The organism is Flavobacterium crassostreae (assembly GCF_001831475.1).
GTDB classification, from domain to species: Bacteria; Bacteroidota; Bacteroidia; order Flavobacteriales; family Flavobacteriaceae; genus Flavobacterium; species Flavobacterium crassostreae.
Window position 1 is genome coordinate 1,414,771 of sequence record NZ_CP017688.1, and the last position, 19,599, is coordinate 1,434,369.

Annotated in this window: 15 protein-coding genes; 9 read left to right on the top strand and 6 right to left on the bottom strand. The window is 37.9% G+C overall.

The window, feature by feature from the left end; genetic code table 11:
• Positions 1-142: 142 nt before the first annotated feature.
• From secA to LB076_RS06355, 4 genes are all read right to left on the bottom strand, one after another.
• On the bottom strand, positions 143-3,487 hold the full coding sequence (secA, locus tag LB076_RS06340) for a preprotein translocase subunit SecA (protein ID WP_070786711.1): 3,345 nt from the start codon (positions 3,485-3,487) through the stop codon (positions 143-145).
• Between the two features lie 86 nt (positions 3,488-3,573).
• The gene (locus LB076_RS06345) at positions 3,574-3,795 is read right to left on the bottom strand and encodes a DUF2795 domain-containing protein (protein WP_007138072.1); all 222 of its coding nucleotides are present in this window, start codon (positions 3,793-3,795) and stop codon (positions 3,574-3,576) included.
• A 163-nt stretch (positions 3,796-3,958) separates the two neighbouring features.
• Positions 3,959-4,528, bottom strand: coding sequence for a cob(I)yrinic acid a,c-diamide adenosyltransferase (locus tag LB076_RS06350; protein ID WP_070786712.1), 570 nt, complete (start codon positions 4,526-4,528; stop codon positions 3,959-3,961).
• 15 nt (positions 4,529-4,543) lie between these two features.
• A complete protein-coding gene (locus LB076_RS06355; protein WP_070786713.1) occupies positions 4,544-5,230 on the bottom strand; it encodes an ABC transporter ATP-binding protein in 687 nt (228 codons plus the stop codon).
• Between the two features lie 314 nt (positions 5,231-5,544).
• Here LB076_RS06355 and LB076_RS06360 point away from each other — a divergent pair, with 314 nt between their 5' ends.
• On the top strand, positions 5,545-6,195 hold the full coding sequence (locus tag LB076_RS06360) for a hypothetical protein (RefSeq protein ID WP_070786714.1): 651 nt from the start codon (positions 5,545-5,547) through the stop codon (positions 6,193-6,195).
• Positions 6,196-6,259: 64 nt separating this feature from the next.
• Here LB076_RS06360 and LB076_RS06365 read toward each other — a convergent pair whose 3' ends face one another.
• A complete protein-coding gene (locus LB076_RS06365; RefSeq protein ID WP_070786715.1) occupies positions 6,260-7,036 on the bottom strand; it encodes an O-methyltransferase in 777 nt (258 codons plus the stop codon).
• Between the two features lie 191 nt (positions 7,037-7,227).
• Here LB076_RS06365 and LB076_RS06370 point away from each other — a divergent pair, with 191 nt between their 5' ends.
• Both LB076_RS06370 and LB076_RS06375 read left to right on the top strand, forming a co-directional pair.
• Positions 7,228-8,775: an SDR family oxidoreductase gene (locus LB076_RS06370; RefSeq protein ID WP_070786716.1), complete on the top strand. Its 1,548-nt coding sequence runs from the start codon at positions 7,228-7,230 to the stop codon at positions 8,773-8,775.
• 157 nt (positions 8,776-8,932) lie between these two features.
• On the top strand, positions 8,933-11,536 hold the full coding sequence (locus LB076_RS06375) for a DUF6923 family protein (RefSeq protein ID WP_070786813.1): 2,604 nt from the start codon (positions 8,933-8,935) through the stop codon (positions 11,534-11,536).
• A gap of 75 nt (positions 11,537-11,611) precedes the next feature.
• Here the strand turns inward: LB076_RS06375 and LB076_RS06380 are convergent, their stop codons facing one another.
• Complete coding sequence (locus LB076_RS06380; protein ID WP_070786814.1) at positions 11,612-13,474, bottom strand: ABC-F family ATP-binding cassette domain-containing protein; 1,863 nt, start codon at positions 13,472-13,474, stop codon at positions 11,612-11,614.
• A 252-nt stretch (positions 13,475-13,726) separates the two neighbouring features.
• Here LB076_RS06380 and LB076_RS06385 point away from each other — a divergent pair, with 252 nt between their 5' ends.
• The 6 genes from LB076_RS06385 to LB076_RS06410 all read left to right on the top strand — a co-directional run bounded on the left by LB076_RS06385 (position 13,727) and on the right by LB076_RS06410 (position 19,583).
• Positions 13,727-14,893, top strand: a complete 1,167-nt coding sequence (locus tag LB076_RS06385; RefSeq protein WP_070786717.1) for a glycosyltransferase family 2 protein — start codon at positions 13,727-13,729, stop codon at positions 14,891-14,893.
• Positions 14,894-14,977: 84 nt separating this feature from the next.
• Positions 14,978-16,279, top strand: a complete 1,302-nt coding sequence (locus tag LB076_RS06390; RefSeq protein ID WP_070786718.1) for a dihydrolipoamide acetyltransferase family protein — start codon at positions 14,978-14,980, stop codon at positions 16,277-16,279.
• Between the two features lie 155 nt (positions 16,280-16,434).
• Complete coding sequence (locus LB076_RS06395; RefSeq protein WP_070786719.1) at positions 16,435-17,205, top strand: 3'-5' exonuclease; 771 nt, start codon at positions 16,435-16,437, stop codon at positions 17,203-17,205.
• A gap of 46 nt (positions 17,206-17,251) precedes the next feature.
• The gene (locus tag LB076_RS06400; protein ID WP_070786720.1) at positions 17,252-17,863 is read left to right on the top strand and encodes a fumarylacetoacetate hydrolase family protein; all 612 of its coding nucleotides are present in this window, start codon (positions 17,252-17,254) and stop codon (positions 17,861-17,863) included.
• The gene (locus LB076_RS06405; RefSeq protein ID WP_070786721.1) at positions 17,863-18,213 is read left to right on the top strand and encodes an Hpt domain-containing protein; all 351 of its coding nucleotides are present in this window, start codon (positions 17,863-17,865) and stop codon (positions 18,211-18,213) included. Before LB076_RS06400 ends, LB076_RS06405 begins: the two co-directional genes overlap by 1 nt.
• A 116-nt stretch (positions 18,214-18,329) precedes the next feature.
• Complete coding sequence (locus LB076_RS06410; RefSeq protein ID WP_070786722.1) at positions 18,330-19,583, top strand: CinA family nicotinamide mononucleotide deamidase-related protein; 1,254 nt, start codon at positions 18,330-18,332, stop codon at positions 19,581-19,583.
• Positions 19,584-19,599 lie beyond the last annotated feature (16 nt).

A 19,599-nucleotide genomic window follows, 5' to 3' on the forward strand; every position in this document is an offset into this window, starting at 1 on the left:
TAGTCTCTCAAAAATAACTAAAATTAATTACTTAAAGGGTAGTATAAGTGGTTGTTTTTTAGTGGCTTTAAAAAATTGGAGCAAAAAAAATCCCCAACTACTGGATGTAATTGGGGATTTTAAGTTTAGAGTGGGTTGTGGTTTATTGGTTGACGATAACCCATTCTCCAGAAATTAAAAGGCTTTCGGCTTTTTTAAATTTCATGGTTTCTGTTTTTCCGGTGGCTACTTGCTGGATGGTAACGTTGTCATTACGGTTGATTTTTGGCATATCTCTTACGATAGTCTCCGTAACTTGGCGTTGCTGTGTTTGTCCTGCTTCTGCATTAGCCGATTCGCTATTTGGAATTTCGTCTTTAGAAGTTTGGTAGTTTTCTTTGGTGGTTACTTCCTTGGCTTCTTGAATTTGCTGGTTTTGTTGTGCTGGCAAATCGCCTTTAAATAAGAACGAAATAACTTCTTTATTGATGCCGTTTAGCATGGCATTGAATAGGTTGAAGGCTTCAAACTTATAGATCAATAATGGGTCTTTTTGTTCGTGAACGGCCAGTTGTACGGATTGTTTTAGTTCGTCCATTTTGCGTAGGTGTTTTTTCCAGGCTTCGTCTACAATGGCTAGGGTGATGTTTTTTTCAAAATCTGCCACTAGTTGTTTTCCTTGTGTTTCGTATGCCTTTTTTAGATCGGTTACTACGTTTAAGGATTTTACGCCATCGGTAAATGGGACTACAATGCGCTCAAATTGGTTGTTGGGATCTTCAAATACATTTTGAATAATTGGGAAGGCTTCTCTAGCGCTACGCTGTGTTTTTTCGGTATAGTATTTTAGGGCTTCTTTGTATACTTTGCCTGTAAGTTCTATCTCGGTCATTTTGGCAAAATCACTTTCGGTTACTGGCGAGGTGATAGAGAAATATCGGATAACGTCAAACTCAAAGTTTTTGAAGTCATTGCTTGGTTTGGTGTCTTGAACAATTAGTTCGCAGGTGTCATAGAGCATGTTTGCGATGTCTAGTTTTAGACGTTCTCCAAATAGAGCATGACGACGGCGTTTGTAGACTACTTCTCTTTGGGCGTTCATAACATCATCATATTCTAATAAACGTTTACGAACACCGTAATTGTTTTCTTCTACTTTTTTCTGAGCGCGCTCAATAGACTTAGTCATCATAGAATGCTGGATCACTTCTCCTTCTTCTAATCCCATTTTATCCATTACTTTGGCTACTCTTTCGGAACCAAATAAACGCATTAAGTTGTCTTCAAGGGATACGTAAAATTGAGAGCTTCCGGGATCTCCTTGTCGGCCTGCACGTCCGCGTAATTGACGGTCTACTCTACGGGAGTCATGACGTTCGGTACCAATGATGGCTAATCCACCTGCTTTTTTTACGTCTGCAGATAGCTTGATGTCGGTTCCACGTCCTGCCATATTGGTGGCTATGGTTACTACTCCTGGTTTTCCGGCTTCTTCAACAATTTGCGCTTCTTGTTTGTGCATTTTTGCATTTAGCACATTATGGGCTACGCCTCTCATTTTTAGCATTCTGCTTAGTAGTTCCGAAATATCTACGGATGTGGTACCAATTAGAACGGGTCTTCCTGCTTTGGATAATTCGGTTACGTCTTCTATAACGGCGTTGAATTTTTCGCGAGTGGTTTTGTATATAAAGTCTTCTTTATCTTGTCTGGCCATTGGTCTGTTGGTAGGGATTTCTACTACATCCAATTTATAAATTTGCCATAACTCTCCTGCTTCGGTAACGGCGGTTCCGGTCATACCTGCAAGTTTGTTATACATTCTAAAGTAGTTTTGTAACGTTACTGTAGCAAAGGTTTGGGTTGCTGCTTCAATTTTTACATTTTCTTTGGCCTCAATTGCTTGGTGTAGTCCGTCAGAATAGCGACGTCCATCCATGATTCTACCGGTTTGCTCGTCTACAATCATGATCTTGTTGTCCATGATAACGTATTCGGTATCTTTTTCAAACAGGGCGTAGGCTTTTAAAAGTTGGGTTAGGGTATGGATGCGCTCGCTTTTGATTCCAAAATCTTGAAATAATTTTTCTTTCTCTTCGGCTTCGGCATCTTTGTCTAGCTTTTTCTTTTCAATGGCAGCAATTTCGGTTCCAATGTCTGGGAGTACAAAAAAGTCAGAATCGGTGTCTCCGGATAGAAACTGGATTCCGTTATCGGTTAGCTCTACTTGGTTGTTTTTTTCTTCTATCACAAAATACAATGCTTCATCAATCTTGTGCATTTCGCGATTGTTGTCTTGCATGTATTGGTTTTCGGTTTTTTGAAGCAATTGTCTAATTCCTTCTTCGCTCAAAAACTTGATTAATGCTTTGTTTTTAGGCAAACTTCTGTAGGCTCTTAATAACAAAACGCCTCCTTCTTTGGTGTTGCCTTCTTTGATTAGTTTTTTGGCTTCGGATAAAAAACCATTGGCTAGTTGGCGTTGGGTTGCTACTAGGGTTTCAATCTTTGGCTTCAATTCATTAAACTCATGACGGTCTCCTTGTGGTACTGGACCCGAGATAATCAACGGAGTTCGGGCATCATCAATCAATACCGAATCCACCTCATCTACAATGGCGTAGTTATGTTTTCGTTGCACTAAATCATTTGGTGAGTGGGTCATGTTGTCTCTTAGGTAGTCAAAACCAAATTCGTTATTGGTACCATAAGTGATGTCTGCATTGTAGGCCGCTTTTCTTCCTTCAGAGCTTGGTTGGTGGTTGTCTATACAGTCTACAGTCATACCGTGGAATTCAAACAAAGGTGCTTTCCAGGTACTATCTCGTTTTGCTAAATAGTCATTCACGGTTACTAAGTGCACTCCGTTGCCGGTTAGAGCATTTAAGTAAAGTGGCAGGGTTGCTACCAATGTTTTTCCTTCTCCGGTTTGCATTTCGGCAATTTTACCTTGGTGCAATACCATACCTCCGATTAGCTGTACGTCATAGTGAATCATGTCCCAAGTAATTTCTTTACCGGCTGCATTCCATTTGTTTTGCCAGATGGCTTGATCTCCATCTAAAGAAACATAGGGCTTGCTACCAGAGAAAATACGGTCTTGTTCTGTGGCAGTTACTTTTATTTCGGTATTGTCTTTAAAACGTCTGGCGGTTTCTTTTACAACGGCAAAGGCTTCTGGAAGAATCTCTAATAGGGTTTTTTCAGAAATCTCGTAGGCTTCTTTCTCTAGTGTGTCAATGGATAGATAGAGGTCTTCTTTTTTGTCAATATCTTCAACGCCTTCTACTTCTTTTTGAAGTGCTGCTATCTTTTGATCTATATTGGCTCTTGCTTCTTTTAATTGGTCTTTAAAAAAGAAGGTGCGCGCTCTTAAGGCATCATGCGATAGGGTGATTAAACCGCTCTCAAAAGTTTTTATTTTATTTAAATAAGGCTGTAGTGCCTTCACGTCTTTCTCAGATTTGTCTCCAACAAAGGCTTTGATAATGCTATTTATGAAACTCATAATATTGTTGTATTTCTAATTTATTTTATCCTGTAAATTTAACCAAAAAAAAAGCCTCTTTTGAGACTTTTTCCTTTGTTTATTCTTTAATATTCATCCTCGTTCCAAAGATAATCTTCGTCCGTAGGATAATCTGGCCAAATTTCTTCCATTGATTCATATATCTCGCCTTCGTCTTCAATAGACTGTAGGTTTTCTACTACTTCTAAAGGAGCACCAGCACGTATAGCGTAATCAATAAGTTCGTCTTTGTTAGCAGGCCACGGGGCATCACTCAAATAGGATGCTAATTCTAATGTCCAATACATCTTTTGTCAATTTAGTTTTGTGCAAAAATAATTTTTTTACTGAAAAAGGCAAGTAAAAATCTATTTATTTTATAAAAAAAGTTAAGAACGTATTTTTATAGTTTTAAATTTTTAGCTATAAAGCTTTAATTTTTTAGATTAAAACAATACGAAGCTTTGCTATTTATTTTCTAGGAATCCATTTTACTTCCTCAGTGTTCCAATCAGTAGACAACTTCCGTGCCAAGACAAATAAATAGTCAGAAAGTCTGTTTAAGTACTGTATGACTATGGGTGCAACGGGTTCTAAATGGTCTAAGTGCACCGCTAGGCGTTCTGCACGACGGCATACACAACGTGCAATATGACAATATGACACTGTGGTGTGGCCTCCAGGCAGTATAAAATGAGTCATTTGAGGTAGTGCGGCTTCCATGGTGTCAATTTGGGTTTCTAAGAGTTGGATGTCTTGGGAGTTTATGCCTAATTTTTGTAGGCGCAAGCTGCCGTTTTTCAGTACTTCTTTTTCTGGGGGTGTGGCTAGAATGGCGCCTATGGTAAACAAGCGGTCTTGTATTTCAAGAAGCACTTTTTTGTCATCTGGGGTTAGCTCTTGGTCCCGTATTAGGCCTATATGAGAGTTGAGTTCATCAATGGTTCCGTAACTTTCTATACGGATGTGGTCTTTAGGGACTCTGGTGCCTCCAAAGAGTGCGGTGGTTCCGGTATCTCCTGTTTTGGTATATATCTTCATGCGTGTTGTTGGGATTTATTTTCGGGTGTCACTCTCTACAATACCATCGCGTAGGCGGATGATGCGGTGGGCGTATTCGGCAATTTCTTCTTCGTGGGTAACTAAGATAACGGTGTTGCCGTTGGCGTGAATTTGGTTAAAAAGGGCCATTATCTCTACGGAGGTTTTGCTATCTAAATTTCCGGTGGGCTCATCTGCAAGGATGATTGAGGGTTTGTTTACTAAGGCTCGTGCTACTGCAACGCGTTGTCTTTGTCCTCCTGATAGTTGGTTTGGGTGGTGGTCCATACGGTCCGAGAGGCTTACTTGTTTTAAGACCTCTTCGGCTCGGATTTTTCTCTCGGATTTAGAATATCCTGCATAGATCATTGGCAGGGCAACGTTGTCTAAAGCAGTAGTTCTGGGTAGGAGGTTGAATGTCTGAAAAACAAAGCCTATTTCTTTGTTTCGGATCTCGGCTAGTTCGTCATCTTTCATTTTGCTGACATCTTTACCGTTTAAGATGTAGCTTCCGGAGGTTGGGGTGTCTAGGCAACCTAAAAGATTCATTAACGTAGATTTTCCGGAACCAGAAGGCCCCATTAGAGCAACGTATTCGCCTTTGTTTATTTCTAAATCAATCCCTTTTAGGACATAAACAATTTCGTCTCCAAGAACAAAGTTTCTTTTTATATTGGTAATTTTGATTAATGGTGCTGCCATTGTTTTTTAATTGATTTTGAAAATTAGTGTTTTTAGACTTTAAATGTACAAAAGACTTTTGAATTTAATTATAAGTTGCTATTATTTCGTTTTAGTTACAGTACATACAATAAAAGCTTTTAGAACAGTAATTGCATATAAAGCATGGTTTGTAGTAACTAAATACCGCTCCTTGGCAGGATTCAATAGATGGTTGAGGGTTGGTGTTTCGTAATTTTTGCAATTATTTACAAGATTAACATCTTTGTATGGAAGACGTTACAAAGCGTGCTACATTTGCTTTATAATATTTAATAAATCAAAAATCAAACAGTATGAAAATCAAACAATTATTTTTAGGTACCGCGATTATTGCAGTAGGATTTACCTCTTGCCAAGACGAGAAAACAAAACAAGCAGAAGATACTGTTGCCAATTATGAGGTATATGTTGATTCTTTAGAAAATGTTTCGGAAGAGCAAGCTAGAGCAAATTGGGAAACTATTGAGACTAATTACGAACAAAAAAGATCCGACGCCGAGATGGCTTTAGCAAATCTAAATGATCAAGCCAAGGCTAAGGAAAAAGTAGCAGCTTCTAAATCCAAATACGAAACTATAAAAACCAAAATTCAGCAAGGGCAAGCTCAAGACCGAAATCAGGTTATGAGAAACGCTCTCTTTGGAGAAGGTAAAGTAGGCGAAGACATGAGTTTTGCTTGGGTAAATGCATCAAACATTTTGGGGGTTTACCAACAATTTGTAGATACTGTTGAAGCCAATAAAGATAGGTATTCTAGAGAAGACTGGGATGAGGTTAAAATGATGTATGAAGCATTAGATAGCCGAAAAAACACGGTAGAAAAAGAAGGATTGTCTTCTGAAGATAACAGAAAAATTGCTGCCTTAAAACTGAAGTTTGCACCCATGTTTACGGTTAACCGAATAGGAGCAAAATCGGAAGAAATGGAACACGCAAAGAAATAAAAGCGGTTAATTATTAATTCAGAAAAAAAGGATAGTCTAGCTGGCTATCCTTTTTTTTGTGGGTTTATATTCGGATTACAAAATGTTCTTTGGGTTGTTCGCGTCTAAAAAATACCAAGCCCCACTGAAAACTGTCAATGGTTACTGTGACTTTTGGATGGGCTATAATGGTTTTCCAGGCTTCTTCCATCTGGGCAGACCAATGGATGTCATCTAATATCCAAACGCTATCGTTGGTAACTGTTGGGAGTAGTTTTTCAAAATACTCTAAAGTAGCCTCTTTGGAGTGGTTGCCATCGAGATAGATTAATCCAAAATGCGTGCCTAAAAGGTGGCTGTTGCAATAGCTGCTAAATTCTGTGACCACAGAAGTTATAGAAGGCAAACCAAATTCTTGAAATTGTTTTTGGGCTATTTGGGCAGTTTCAGGACAACCTTCTAAGGTTGTTATTTTACTTTTTGGATTACCCAAGGCTAGTGCAGCAGTGGCTAAACCCAAAGAAGTACCTAATTCTAATACAGATTCGGCCTGGAAATAGTTAGAAACACGCCATAGCAATTTGGCACGTTTGCGGCTAATTCCTGCAGTTTTTGCAATTTGCGCTATCTTTCGGGAGTTGGATTTAAAAACCCTAGAGCCTGCACCAAAGTCTGTTACTTGAATGGTTTTGGGGTTTTCTAAAAGAGATTTTCGATACAAATTCAAAATACCATACTCGGACTTAGGCTTTTGGTCATAAAAGCATTTGGTAACCAAAGTAAATACAAAAGGTGAATGTACGGCATGCTCGTTCTTGGAGTGCCACAGAAATTTTAAGTACGATTTTATTTGAAATAGCATGATTTGTTTTGACTTCTAGGGCACAAAGGTACATCTTTTGGGGTTAATGCTGCCTTGATGACGCATTATGGTTTATGGTTGGCCAATTGCTTGTAGTTGCTATTTCTTTGCAAAACAACTTTGTCTGTTTCGTTAATTTTAAAACTATATTTGCGCACTTAAAAGCGATAGATACTTAATTTTAGAAGAGAATGAATCAAGAATTAGAAGCCCTAGGAGCCATCCCGCCCGAAGAGATTAGCCGTTGTATTGCCATTCTCTCTCAGCTAAACACCCATACGGACCAAATATTTGCCATTCCAAAAGAGCAAAGAACAGCCTTGATTAAAGCTGCAGGGCAATTTTCGAGACCAGATCGAGAGGAGTTTTCTCGTCGTAAAAAAGATGCAAAAGCCATAGCAAAACGCAAAAAAGAAAAACAAGACCGAACAGCTCGTAAAGAAACCGGAATTCGCTATGCCCGAGAATCCGCTGTTTTTGTTGCGCCAATATGTATAGCTGCCACAGATATTGACCAAAAGGAGCAATTAGAGTTAAAAATTTCCAGAAATTGTTATGTATGCAAAACCCCTTTTACACAAATGCATCATTTTTATGACAGTATGTGTGCCAATTGCGGAGACTTTAATTATGCCAAACGCTTTCAAACCGCCAATGTAGCAGGGCAGGTGGCTGTGGTTACGGGTTCTAGATTAAAGATTGGCTACCACATCACCTTAATGCTCTTGCGTGCAGGGGCAACGGTTATTGCTACTACTCGTTTTCCGGTAGATTCGGCCTTGCGTTTTGGAAAAGAACCCGATTTTGTAGATTGGGGACATCGTTTAAAAATTCATGGCTTGGATTTGAGACACATTCCTTCGGTGGAGATTTTTTGTAATTTTATAGAACAAAAATATGACCGTCTGGATATATTGATTAATAATGCAGCCCAAACAGTGCGTCGTCCTGCGGGGTTTTATACCCATATGATACAAAACGAAGAACGAGCTGTGACAGATTTGCCCAAACAAGCACAAGAGTTGTTGGTGGATCACAGTAATTGTTTAGAAGAATTGAAAGTGTTGACCTTGGGAGCTTCTTCAAATCAAAATATGCCGGTCAGCTGGCATGGTCCAGAACCAGGAATAGGTTTAAGGGCTTCGGCCAAATTGTCTCAGATTCCGTACTCGTTTGATAATGCACTTGTAGCTGCCGAAGTTTTTCCAGAAGGAGAACTTGATGCCGATTTGCAACAGCTAGATTTACGAAAAACCAACAGCTGGCGTCTAAAGTTAGGACAAATAGAAACCACAGAGATGATTGAAGTCCAATTAGTAAATTCCGTAGCGCCTTTTGTATTGTGTAACCGCCTTTCGGAAGTAATGAAGAAAGACAATACAGGTCAAAAACACATCATTAATGTATCTGCCATGGAAGGCAAGTTCCATCGGTTTTTTAAAGAAGCACGCCATCCACATACCAATATGGCCAAGGCTGCTCTAAATATGCTTACGCACACGGCTGCTGGGGATCTGGCAAAATCAGGAATATTTATGAATGCTGTAGATACGGGTTGGGTAACGGATGAAGATCCCGCAGAACTAGCCAAGAAAAAACAAGAGCTCGAAGATTTTCAGCCTCCACTAGATATTGTCGATGGCGCAGCACGGGTTATGGATCCCTTATTTGATGGTATCAATACGGGCCAACACTGGTGTGGAAAGTTTTTAAAAGACTATAAAACAATACCTTGGTAAATATAAGGATTTGGTTACTTTTTTTAAAATAGTAATGCAGTTGGTCTGTATAAATGGTGTTTTCATCGCTAATTTTGATTATATAGGGCTAATTTTTGTTAAAAGACAGATAATAAGTGGTAACTTTATTTAGTTGTTAACTCTAAAACTAGCTGCCATGAAAAGAATTTTACCTATAATTAAGCAAGCGGTATTACTGGTTACTATTGTTTTTTGCAGTAATACTACAATTGCACAAGAAATCCCATTCAATTGTGATTTTAGTGCATACCTTTTTCAAAATAACGATGTTTATGCCATAGATTTGGCTTCTGGGAATTCTATTTTGGTAGCGTCAGACGTTACCTCAGGGAATATTAACGGTACGGGTTACAATCCTAAAGACGGTTATATTTGGGGGTATTTGTCTTCTCCTTCTAAATCTATAGTCCGAATAGGCAAGAATTTTACCGCCAATGTATTTACCATTCCAGAATTGCCAGACGGCAATAAGTATGTTGGAGATGTTAGTGCTGCCGGAATCTATTATTTTAAAGCAGGGGGGAGCACCTTTTATAAAGTAGATTTAGATCCTAACTCCGTAACCTATACCCAATATTTAGGCTCTTTTGAATTATCCCAAAGCATCAACGTGCATGATTGGGCTTTTAATGCCCTAGATGGTAATTTATACACCGTAGAACAAAATACAAATATCTTGTACCGCATTAACCCAGATACAGGGTTGGTAGTTAACCTTGGAGTGGTGCCAATCCTTAACGGAAAAGCCTACACTTATGGAGCTGTTTATTTTGATTTATCCGGAAGTTTTTATGTTTCGGCCAACCAAACCGGTACTGTTTATATTATTCGTGAGGTAAAAGATTTAGACGGCACCATTGCCATGAACTCTAATTTGTTTGCCTACGGCCCATCGAGTTCTAGTAACGATGGAGCCCGTTGTCCGACTGCACCAGTACCTCAAGAAATATGCGATAATGGAGTGGATGATGATGGAGATGGATTAATTGATTGCGAAGACCCATCTTGTTCTGGCTATGCCTCTTGTCCGGATTTAGAGCCCGTTATATCTGGCGGAAATGATGGCGGATTAGAAAGCAATAATAGACTTTCCGAAAAAATCAACAAACGTAATTTTGAGCGTGTTAAAACCGCATATAAATTTCAGACCGCAAAGGCAAAAAGAGTAACCAAATCGGTAAAATATGCCAGAAAAACAGTTGCTTCTAGTCTAAAAGAATATATTCCGTTTGGAGTTATCCATGAAGATGCCGTGATAGAATCTACCCCTACAGATTTGTTGGCAATAACCAATGCCTCTGAGGTTTATGCTGTAGATTACCTAAAAAATGACAAAACAATAGCTTCTATTTTAGCATTAAAAACCGATAATGGTGTCTACGAACACACCAAGTTTATTTGTGATCGTCTATTGGGGGCTCAAATAATTTCGGTGTCTACTCTTAATATTGAAGAGCAACAATTTATAAAAACAATTATAAAAAATGCCGATAACTCTATAGAATATGTTTTGAGCTTGTCTGCCAAAACGAGTAATTCTGGAGCAAATTTTGCAATAGAAAGCCATTGGAATTTAGATAAATACGAAAAAAATGTAGGGTTTTTAAATTTTCAAATTTGGACCAATTCTATAGATGATTTGTTCCGTTTAGGGCAACAAGTAGTGCAATTAATAAATACCCAAAAACAAATAACGAGTTATACGCTCTCTAATCCACCGACGGTTTTTGTCCGCAAAGGAAAATATACCAACGGAAAATTAGACCTACAAGTAGTAAATACTAACGCTACTAGCAAAGTGGTTTTTGATGCAGGATTACGAAAAACAGAAACTAGCGAAGAGATTAAAATTAATTCTGAAATTGATTTAGAAAAAAAATACATAAGCGATATAGTTATTCCAACAGGCAACCTATTTGATATTGGATTTCGGATTGGAGACGGTATTGCCACTCCAGATGATTTGTTTATGTCCGACGGACCTTGGGGCGTAGACGCTGCTGCCTCAGGCACAGTGGTTAGTGCTTATACTGTTAGCCCTAACAACATTCCGTTTGGAGAAGCTAATTTGCCGGTAGAAAGAAACCTAAGTTTGAGCGCCACAACAAGTACCTACATAGCAGCATACAGAGCGATGACACCGAGGTTTAAGGCAGTGGATTTATCTGCTTACAAAAGCATACAGCTCAAAGCAAAAGGAACCGGAAAATTAGAAATTATTTTAGTAAAAAACAGTATTGAAAATTGGGAAGAGCAATATAAAACCACAATTGAGCTAACGGCTGATTTGCAAGACTTTTTTATCCCTTTTTCTACTTTTATTGGCGCCAAAGGAGTTCCATTTGTATTGGACGATATCAAAACAGTAGTTTTTAAAATGCCAGTTTTAGACAGCAAACTTACCAACAAAGAAATGGACCTACAAGCGGTACAGTTCTCCAAAGAAGCCACATTATCGGTTACAGATTATCAGACAAACAACCCAGTTTCTGATTTCTATGTTACGCCAAATCCGGTAACCTCCAAGTCGGTGTTGTATTTTACCGTCAAAGAGCCTGAAAAACTCAGCCTTACCATTTATGATACGACAGGTAAAACAGTAAGCAAAATTAATGTAGATGCGCAAGCAGGGCAAAACCAAGTAGTGCTTTCTAAAACAAATTTAAACTCAGGACTGTATTTTTGCAAATTAAATAGCAAACAAGTTAGCTATAAAGCCTTGAAAATACTTATTGAGTAATTTTAGTTAATTTACTTGTAAAAAGGCTGTACTTTAGGAATAAGTACAGCCTTTTTTGTGTGTAAACAATTACAATTATCCTTCCATTTTGGCACTCAATTCAAACCAGCGTTCTTCTTTGGTTTCCATTTTATGGATGAGGTTTTGTAGCTCGTTAGCTTTTTTTTCAATATCGGCATCTGCAACTTTTCCTTCGGAGAATAAAAGCTCAATTTTGGCTTTTTGTTCTTCTAGGTCTTTGATCTCGCGTTCAATTTTCTGAAATTCTTTTTGCTCATTAAAAGTTAAGTTTCCGGTGGGATTGTTTTGTTTCCAGTCTTTCTTTTCGGCTTTGTTTTCTTCTTTTTGAGCTACATCCGCACTATCTTCATAGGCTCTAAAATCCGAGTAGTTGCCCGGAAAATCCTCTACCACACCATTGCCTCTAAAGATAAATAAATGGTCTACAATTTTATCCATAAAATACCTATCGTGCGAAACTACTAATAAACAGCCAGGATAATCTAAAAGGAAACTTTCCAAAACGTTGAGTGTCACAATATCTAAATCATTGGTAGGCTCATCTAGAATCAAAAAATTGGGGTTCTGAATCAAAACCGTACAGAGGTACAAACGTTTTAACTCCCCACCGCTCAAACGGTCCACAAAATCATATTGTTTTTTGGCATCAAACAAAAAGCGTTCTAGTAATTGCGAGGCCGAAATTAATTTTCCTTTCATCAACGGAATAAACTCTCCGTATTCTTTAATAACATCAATAACACGCTGCCCAGGTTTAGGATTAATCCCACTTTGGGTATAATAGCCAATTTTGATAGTTTCGCCCACCACTACTTTTCCAGAATCTAGCGGTAAGCTGCCAGTGAGTAAGTTTAAAAAAGTAGATTTTCCGGTTCCGTTTTTGCCAATAATTCCAATACGTTCGCCTCGTTGAAAATCAAAACTAAAATTATCCATAAGCACATGATCCTTGAATTTTTTGGATATTTTATGAAGCTCAATAATCTTGCTCCCCATGCGTTCCATATTAATTTCAAGTTCTACTTTATTTTCGCGACGACGGCTTTGTGCTTTTTCTTTGATGTCATAAAAATCATCTTGACGCGACTTGGATTTGGTTGTTCGTGCTTTTGGTTGGCGACGCATCCATTCTAACTCCTTCACAAAAAGATTTTGTGCTTTGTCCACACTAGAATTTTCGGAGGCAATGCGCTCTTCTTTTTTTTCTAAATAATACGAGTAATTACCCTTATATTGGTATAGTTTTCCGTTGTCTAATTCAATGATTTCGTTACACACCCGTTCCAGAAAAAAACGGTCGTGCGTTACCATAAACAAAGTAATGTTTTCTTTGGTAAAATAACTCTCCAGCCATTCAATCATTTCTAAATCCAAATGATTGGTTGGCTCATCCAGAATTAGTAAATCCGGACGATTGATCAAAATGATGGCCAGAGACAAACGTTTTTTTTGTCCACCAGATAGATTTTTTACTTTTAGCTTAAAATCTTCTAGCTTTAATTTAAATAAAATTTGTTTGTATTGTGTTTCAAAATCCCAAGCATTGTGTTGGTCCATTCCGTCAAATGCTTTTTGATAGGCCTCGGCATCTTCTGGATTTTCTAACGCTTTTTCATAGGCTTCAATGATTTTTAAAGTCTCGTTGTCTGAAGCAAAAATACTCTCTTCAATGGTTAGTTCTTCTTGCAGGTTGTTATTTTGAGATAAAAAAGCCATCCGGATGCCTTTGCGCAACACCACTTGCCCAGTATCTGGTTCTTCAAGGCCATTAATAATACTCATAATGGTTGTTTTGCCCGAGCCGTTTTTGGCTATAAAAGCAATTTTTTGGTCTTTATTAATTCCAAAAGAAAGGTCTTTAAAAAGAGTGCGTTCTCCAAATGACTTGGATATATTTTCTACAGAAAGGTAATTCACAGTACTTGTTTTTTTGCAAAAGTAAGGTTTTAATATTAAGTTGTTGCCATACTGCAATTTTGTGCCCAAAATAGAATGCTAATTAGCGAAAATAAGAAGCCCTTTTGGAGGGTTTTTTACTGGCTTTTGGGGGCTTAAAACAACCCTGTAGAACACACGAAAAAGCCTTTGGTTAAAAGATTTTGGTACTATTTTTATGGTTGGCATTTTATAAGTATTGTATTTTTAAATCCTAAGGTATATCTTTGAAAAATGCAACTCTCGGTAATTATTCTCAATTATAACGTTCGGTACTTTTTAGAACTTTGTGTTTTAAGTGTGCAACAAGCACTTGTAGGCATAGATAGTCAAATTATTGTGGTAGATAATAATTCTACCGATGCAAGTTCGCAGATGATGCAACGCCGTTTTCCGGAGGTACAATTTATTCAAAATAAAGAAAATGTTGGGTTTCCAAAAGGCAATAATATAGCCGTTGCTCAAGCAAAAGGAAAGTATGTTTGTATTCTGAATCCCGATACGGTAGTAGCCGAAGATACCTTTAGATCTGTTTTGGCTTTCGCCGAAAGGCAAAAAAACCTAGGGATTGTAGGAGTAAAATTAATTGATGGCTCCGGAAAATTTTTGCCAGAGAGCAAACGAGGCATTCCAACGCCTTGGGTGGCTTTTACCAAAATTGTAGGGCTGTATAAACTCTTTCCCAAAAACACGCTTTTTAATCAATATTACGCACAACAGCTGCCAGAGAACCAAACCGGAAAAACCCCAATTTTGGTTGGTGCTTTTATGGTGCTCCACAAAGAATTGTATCAGGATTTGGGCGGATTTGATGAAGATTGTTTTATGTATGCAGACGATATTGATTTGTCTTACAGGGCTTTGCAGTCTGGAAAAGACAATTATTATTATGCAGGAACTACCGTTATTCATTACAAAGGCGAAAGCACCATTAAAGACGGCGTGTACCGCAAGCGTTTTCAAGAAGCCATGCGCTATTTTTATCAAAAACATTTTAAAACCCCTGTTTTGTTTTTGCTATTTATGCGTATTGGAGCATTTTTGTTTTTGTTTGCAAAAATTTTTCAAGGCAAAGCAACCAAAATCAGCAGTGCCACCCAAGAGTATGTAGTGTACTCTTCGAGTTTAGAATTGTGTCATAAATTGCAACGAAAATTTCAAAAAAAAGTGCTACTTAAGACCTTAGACACAGAAAAATTGGTAATTTCGTCCAAGAATACGTATTTGGAACCAACAGAATTGTTGTTTGATAATCATTTTATTTCCTTCAAAGAGATTATAGATAGTTTTATGGCGCTAAGAAACAAAGAGATACGTTTTAAAATTTTGCCAAAAGGCAGCACCTATTTTATAGGCAGCGACCATTCTACGGATAGGGGAACGGTTATTGAAATAGAATGAAAAATTATGATAAATGCAATTTATGTTCAAAATATTTAGTAATTTCGCAAACTGAAAACTAAAATCACCTTTTAGGTTAACAATATGGCAAGATTTGAATTAAAACTTCCTAAAATGGGAGAAAGTGTTGCAGAAGCAACCATCACCAACTGGTTGAAAGAAGTAGGAGACAGGATTGAGGCAGATGAGGCAGTGCTTGAAATAGCTACAGACAAAGTAGATAGCGAGGTGCCAAGTGAGGTTTCGGGCGTGTTGGTTGCGCAGTTATTTGATAAAGATGCCTTAGTACAAGTAGGGCAAACCATAGCAATTATTGAAACCCAAAGCGATGCAGTACCAACACTAGATCCGTCGGAAGCTACTCCAGAGGTTTTAGAAACCCCTACCAAAACAAGTGCGGTGGTTGCTGCTCCGGAGAATACTGTCATGGGATCGGACTTTTCTGATTCGGATAAATTTTTCTCTCCATTGGTAAAAAATATTGCAAAACAAGAAGGCATATCTGTGGCTTCTTTAGAAAAAATTGTAGGCACCGGAAAAGAAGGCCGTGTTACCAAAAATGATATTTTGGAATACGTCCAGAATAGAGCCAACCAACCAAAGGATACTGTGGCAAGTGCAAAACCTGCTGCTGCAATAACGACAACTCCAAAGGCAGTTCCGGTATCTGTCAATGGTGGCGATGAGGTAGTGGAGATGGATAGAATGCGTAAGCTGATATCGGGTTACATGACGGCCTCTTTGCAGACTTCGGCACACGTACAATCTTTTATTGAGGTTGATGTGACTAATATTGTAGTATGGCGAGAAAAAAATAAAAATATCTTTGAAAAAAGAGAAGGCGAAAAACTGACCTATACGCCCATATTTATGGAAGCGGTTGCTAAGGCAATTAAAGATTTTCCGGGTATAAATATAGCGGTAGATGGAGCATATATAATCAAAAAGAAAAACATAAATTTAGGTATGGCAGCTGCTTTGCCTAACGGAAATTTAATTGTTCCGGTAATTAAAAATGCAGACCAATTAAACCTTGTGGGTATGGCCAAAGCGGTCAATGATTTAGGCAATAGAGCCAAGGCAGGTAAGCTAAAACCAGACGATACCCAAGGTGGGACGTATACGGTCACTAATATAGGTAGCTTTGGGAGTATTTTTGGCACGCCAATTATCAACCAGCCTCAAGTAGGTATTTTGGCCTTAGGCGCTATCCGAAAAGTGCCTGCAGTTATTGAAACTGCCGATGGCGATTTTATAGGCATCCGACAAAAAATGTTTTTGTCTCACAGTTACGACCATCGTGTGGTAGATGGAGCCCTAGGAGGTATGTTTGTAAAGCGAGTAGCAGAGTATCTAGAGGCTTTTGATGTAAATAGAACCGTATAATTTTTTAGAATATAAAAAAATAAAACCCCGATGGTATTTCTGCTATTGGGGTTTTTGGCTTTTAAGCCAAAAGTAATTTTAGGCAAGATAATCTAGGTTTACGCAATTAAATTCCATTGCAATCCTTTATATTTGTATTCAATCAAAAATAAAAAATGGAACTCAAACTCAATAAACCAATTTGCTTTTTCGATCTTGAAACAACAGGAATAGACATAGGAAAAGATAGAATTGTAGAAATAGCTGTATTTAAAGTTTATCCTAACGGAAATAAAGAAAGCAAGACTTGGTTGGTTAATCCTACCATTCCGATTCCGGCTCAGACTACCGCTATACACGGAATAACCAACGAAAAAGTAGCAAACGAACCCACTTTTAAAGAACTAGCACCACAGGTTTATGCCATGATCAAAGATAGTGATTTGGCTGGGTTTAACTCTGATAGGTTTGATATTCCGTTACTTGCCGAAGAGTTGCTCCGTGCAGGTGTAGATTTTGACATGAAAAACAAAGTGTCGGTAGATGTGCAAACTATTTTTCATAAAAAAGAAGAGCGCACGCTAGCTGCTGCATTTAAATTTTATTGCGATCAAAATTTAGAAAATGCCCATTCGGCAGAAGCAGACACCATGGCTACTTACGAAATACTCAAAGCACAATTAGAACGCTATCCAGATTTAGAAAATGATATGAAAACATTGTCTGAATTTTCTACCAGAAAGAAAAATGCCGATTTTGCAGGCATGATTTCATTTGACAAAGAAGACAATGAGATTTTTTCGTTTGGAAAACACAAAGGCAAAAAAGTGGTAGAGGTGCTAGATACAGAGCCAGGATATTTTAGTTGGATTCAAAATGCAGATTTTCCGTTGTATACCAAAAAAGTACTCACGGCCATTAAACTCAGAAAACTCAATACAAAATAGCCTACAATCCTTTTTTGGAAGCATAATTTAATACATTTATACAAGTATGAAGATAATTTGCATTGGCAGAAATTATACCGAACACGTGCACGAGTTGCAAAATGAAACACCAACCGCTCCGGTTGTTTTCATGAAGCCAGATTCGGCTATTTTATTAAAACAGCATCCGTTTGTAATTCCAGAATTTTCAGAAGACATTCATCATGAGCTAGAAATTATTGTAAAAATAAGCAAAGTAGGAAAGTATATTGAGCCTAAATTTGCACATAAATATTTTGAAGAAATAAGTGTAGGGATTGATTTTACAGCCAGAGATTTGCAGGCGCAATTAAAAGCAAAAGGGTTGCCTTGGGAAAAAGCCAAAGCTTTTGACGGATCTGCAGTAATTGGAGATTTTGTATCAAAAACACAATTTGACTCTCTAGATGCACTGACTTTTGAGTTAAAAAAGAACAACCAAACCGTTCAAAAAGGCAACACTAGCCAGATGCTCTGGAATATAGAAGCATTAATCAGCTATGTGTCTACCTATTTTACCTTAAAGATAGGAGATATTATTTTTACCGGAACCCCAGCTGGAGTAGCGGCAGTACAACCAGAGGATGTGTTAGAAGGCTTTTTAGAAGAACAGAAACTATTTAGAATACAAGTAAAGTAATGGCGTTAAACTATAATCTTTCAAAAGTATATGCACTATCGGACAACGATCCTGAATTTGTAAAAGAAATTTTAATTTTATTTATAAACGAAGTGCCAAATGATCTCAAAAAAATTAAAGAAGGAATACATAATAAAGACTACAAAATGGTGCATGCCTATGCCCATAAAATAAAACCAACATTAGATTTGTTAGGGTTGCACGTGGCTTTTGAAGAAATTCTTCAGATAGAAGCCTGGACCAAAACAGAAGGTCAAAAGAAAGATGTAGCCCATACGTTTGAAAGCGTCAAGCACCAGCTAAAAGAAGCTGTTAAGGAGATTAGAAAAGATTTTAATCTAAAAGAATAATGCAGCCATAAACTGGTTGTACAAATAGTATTGCCTGCTGTTTTAGATCAAAAAAGGATCGAGATTTTATCTAAAAAAACTACTTAACAAAGCACTAATAAAAGAACCAAACAAGGATGAAAGCAGTAATAATTACCATAGGAGACGAAATATTAATAGGTCAAATTGTGGATACAAACTCTGCATTTATAGCCAAGTCTTTAGATAAAATTGGCATTGAAATTAGTGAAATGGTATCCATAAGCGATACTAAAGAAGTTATTTTAGAAACTTTTGCAAAATACCAAAACAAAGCCGATGTAGTTATTGTAACTGGTGGTTTAGGGCCAACAAAAGATGATGTTACCAAAAAAACATTCTGTGATTACTTTGAAGATCAATTAGTTATTGATAATGGTGTTTTGGCTCATGTAACCACCCTGATAGAAGCATTTTATAAAATGCCGATCACCCAAATGAATAAAGACCAAGCTTTGGTGCCTTCTAAAAGCACCCTACTTGTCAATGCTCTAGGGACTGCTCCAGGAATGTGGATGAAAAAAGAAACTACCGTTTTTATATCCTTGCCCGGAGTGCCTTATGAGATGCGACACATAATGGAACAACAGGTAATTCCTAAACTAGTTCAAGAGTATTCTAGGCCATACATACTTCATAAAACAATTGTAACCTATGGTCAAGGCGAAAGTATTCTTGCCGAACGCATAGCCACTTGGGAAGACCATTTGCCGTCTTTTTTAAAATTAGCCTACTTGCCAAGCCCCGGCAAAGTATTGTTGCGTATTTCGGCAAGAGGAACCAATAAAGAAGCTTTAGAACAAGCCATTGCAGAACAAGTAGCCTCTCTAAATACGCTTATTGGAGATGTTGTGGTGGGTTATGAAGAAGACCAAACCATAGAAGTAGTGGTAGGGCAATTATTGCAACAACAACACAAAACATTGGCAACGGCAGAGAGTTGTACAGGAGGCAGTATTGCATCCTTGTTGGCCAGTGTTCCAGGAGCTTCAGCTTACTTCAAAGGGAGTGTAGTTTGTTATGCTACAGCAGTCAAAACAAAGGTATTGGGAATTCCGGAAGAGTTGCTACAGAAATTTTCAGTGGTAAGTTCCGAAGTTGCCTCTGCTATGGCTTTGAGCGTAAAAGAGTTGCTCCAGACAGACTATGCCCTAGCAACCACCGGAAATGCTGGCCCCTCAAAAGGAGAATCAGCGGCAGCAATAGGTACCGTATTTATAGCTTTAGCTACTCCAAAAGGCGTAATTGTAGAAGAATTTAATTTTGGACAACCTCGTGAAAAAGTGGTAGATAGAGCGGTGTATAAGGGATTAGAAATGCTAATGAAAGAAATTTCAAAAAATGTGCTTTAAATATTTTGCGCATAGG

Coding starts and splice junctions, on each gene's coding strand:
- LB076_RS06370 (WP_070786716.1), top strand. CDS start 7,228: ATGAATCAAGAATTAGAAGCCCTAGGAGCCATCCCGCCCGAAGAGATT.
- LB076_RS06350 (WP_070786712.1), bottom strand. CDS start 4,528: ATGAAGATATATACCAAAACAGGAGATACCGGAACCACCGCACTCTTT.
- LB076_RS06405 (WP_070786721.1), top strand. CDS start 17,863: ATGGCGTTAAACTATAATCTTTCAAAAGTATATGCACTATCGGACAAC.
- LB076_RS06365 (WP_070786715.1), bottom strand. CDS start 7,036: ATGCTATTTCAAATAAAATCGTACTTAAAATTTCTGTGGCACTCCAAG.
- LB076_RS06345 (WP_007138072.1), bottom strand. CDS start 3,795: ATGTATTGGACATTAGAATTAGCATCCTATTTGAGTGATGCCCCGTGG.
- LB076_RS06355 (WP_070786713.1), bottom strand. CDS start 5,230: ATGGCAGCACCATTAATCAAAATTACCAATATAAAAAGAAACTTTGTT.
- LB076_RS06360 (WP_070786714.1), top strand. CDS start 5,545: ATGAAAATCAAACAATTATTTTTAGGTACCGCGATTATTGCAGTAGGA.
- LB076_RS06410 (WP_070786722.1), top strand. CDS start 18,330: ATGAAAGCAGTAATAATTACCATAGGAGACGAAATATTAATAGGTCAA.
- LB076_RS06375 (WP_070786813.1), top strand. CDS start 8,933: ATGAAAAGAATTTTACCTATAATTAAGCAAGCGGTATTACTGGTTACT.
- LB076_RS06385 (WP_070786717.1), top strand. CDS start 13,727: ATGCAACTCTCGGTAATTATTCTCAATTATAACGTTCGGTACTTTTTA.
- LB076_RS06395 (WP_070786719.1), top strand. CDS start 16,435: ATGGAACTCAAACTCAATAAACCAATTTGCTTTTTCGATCTTGAAACA.
- LB076_RS06400 (WP_070786720.1), top strand. CDS start 17,252: ATGAAGATAATTTGCATTGGCAGAAATTATACCGAACACGTGCACGAG.
- secA (WP_070786711.1), bottom strand. CDS start 3,487: ATGAGTTTCATAAATAGCATTATCAAAGCCTTTGTTGGAGACAAATCT.
- LB076_RS06390 (WP_070786718.1), top strand. CDS start 14,978: ATGGCAAGATTTGAATTAAAACTTCCTAAAATGGGAGAAAGTGTTGCA.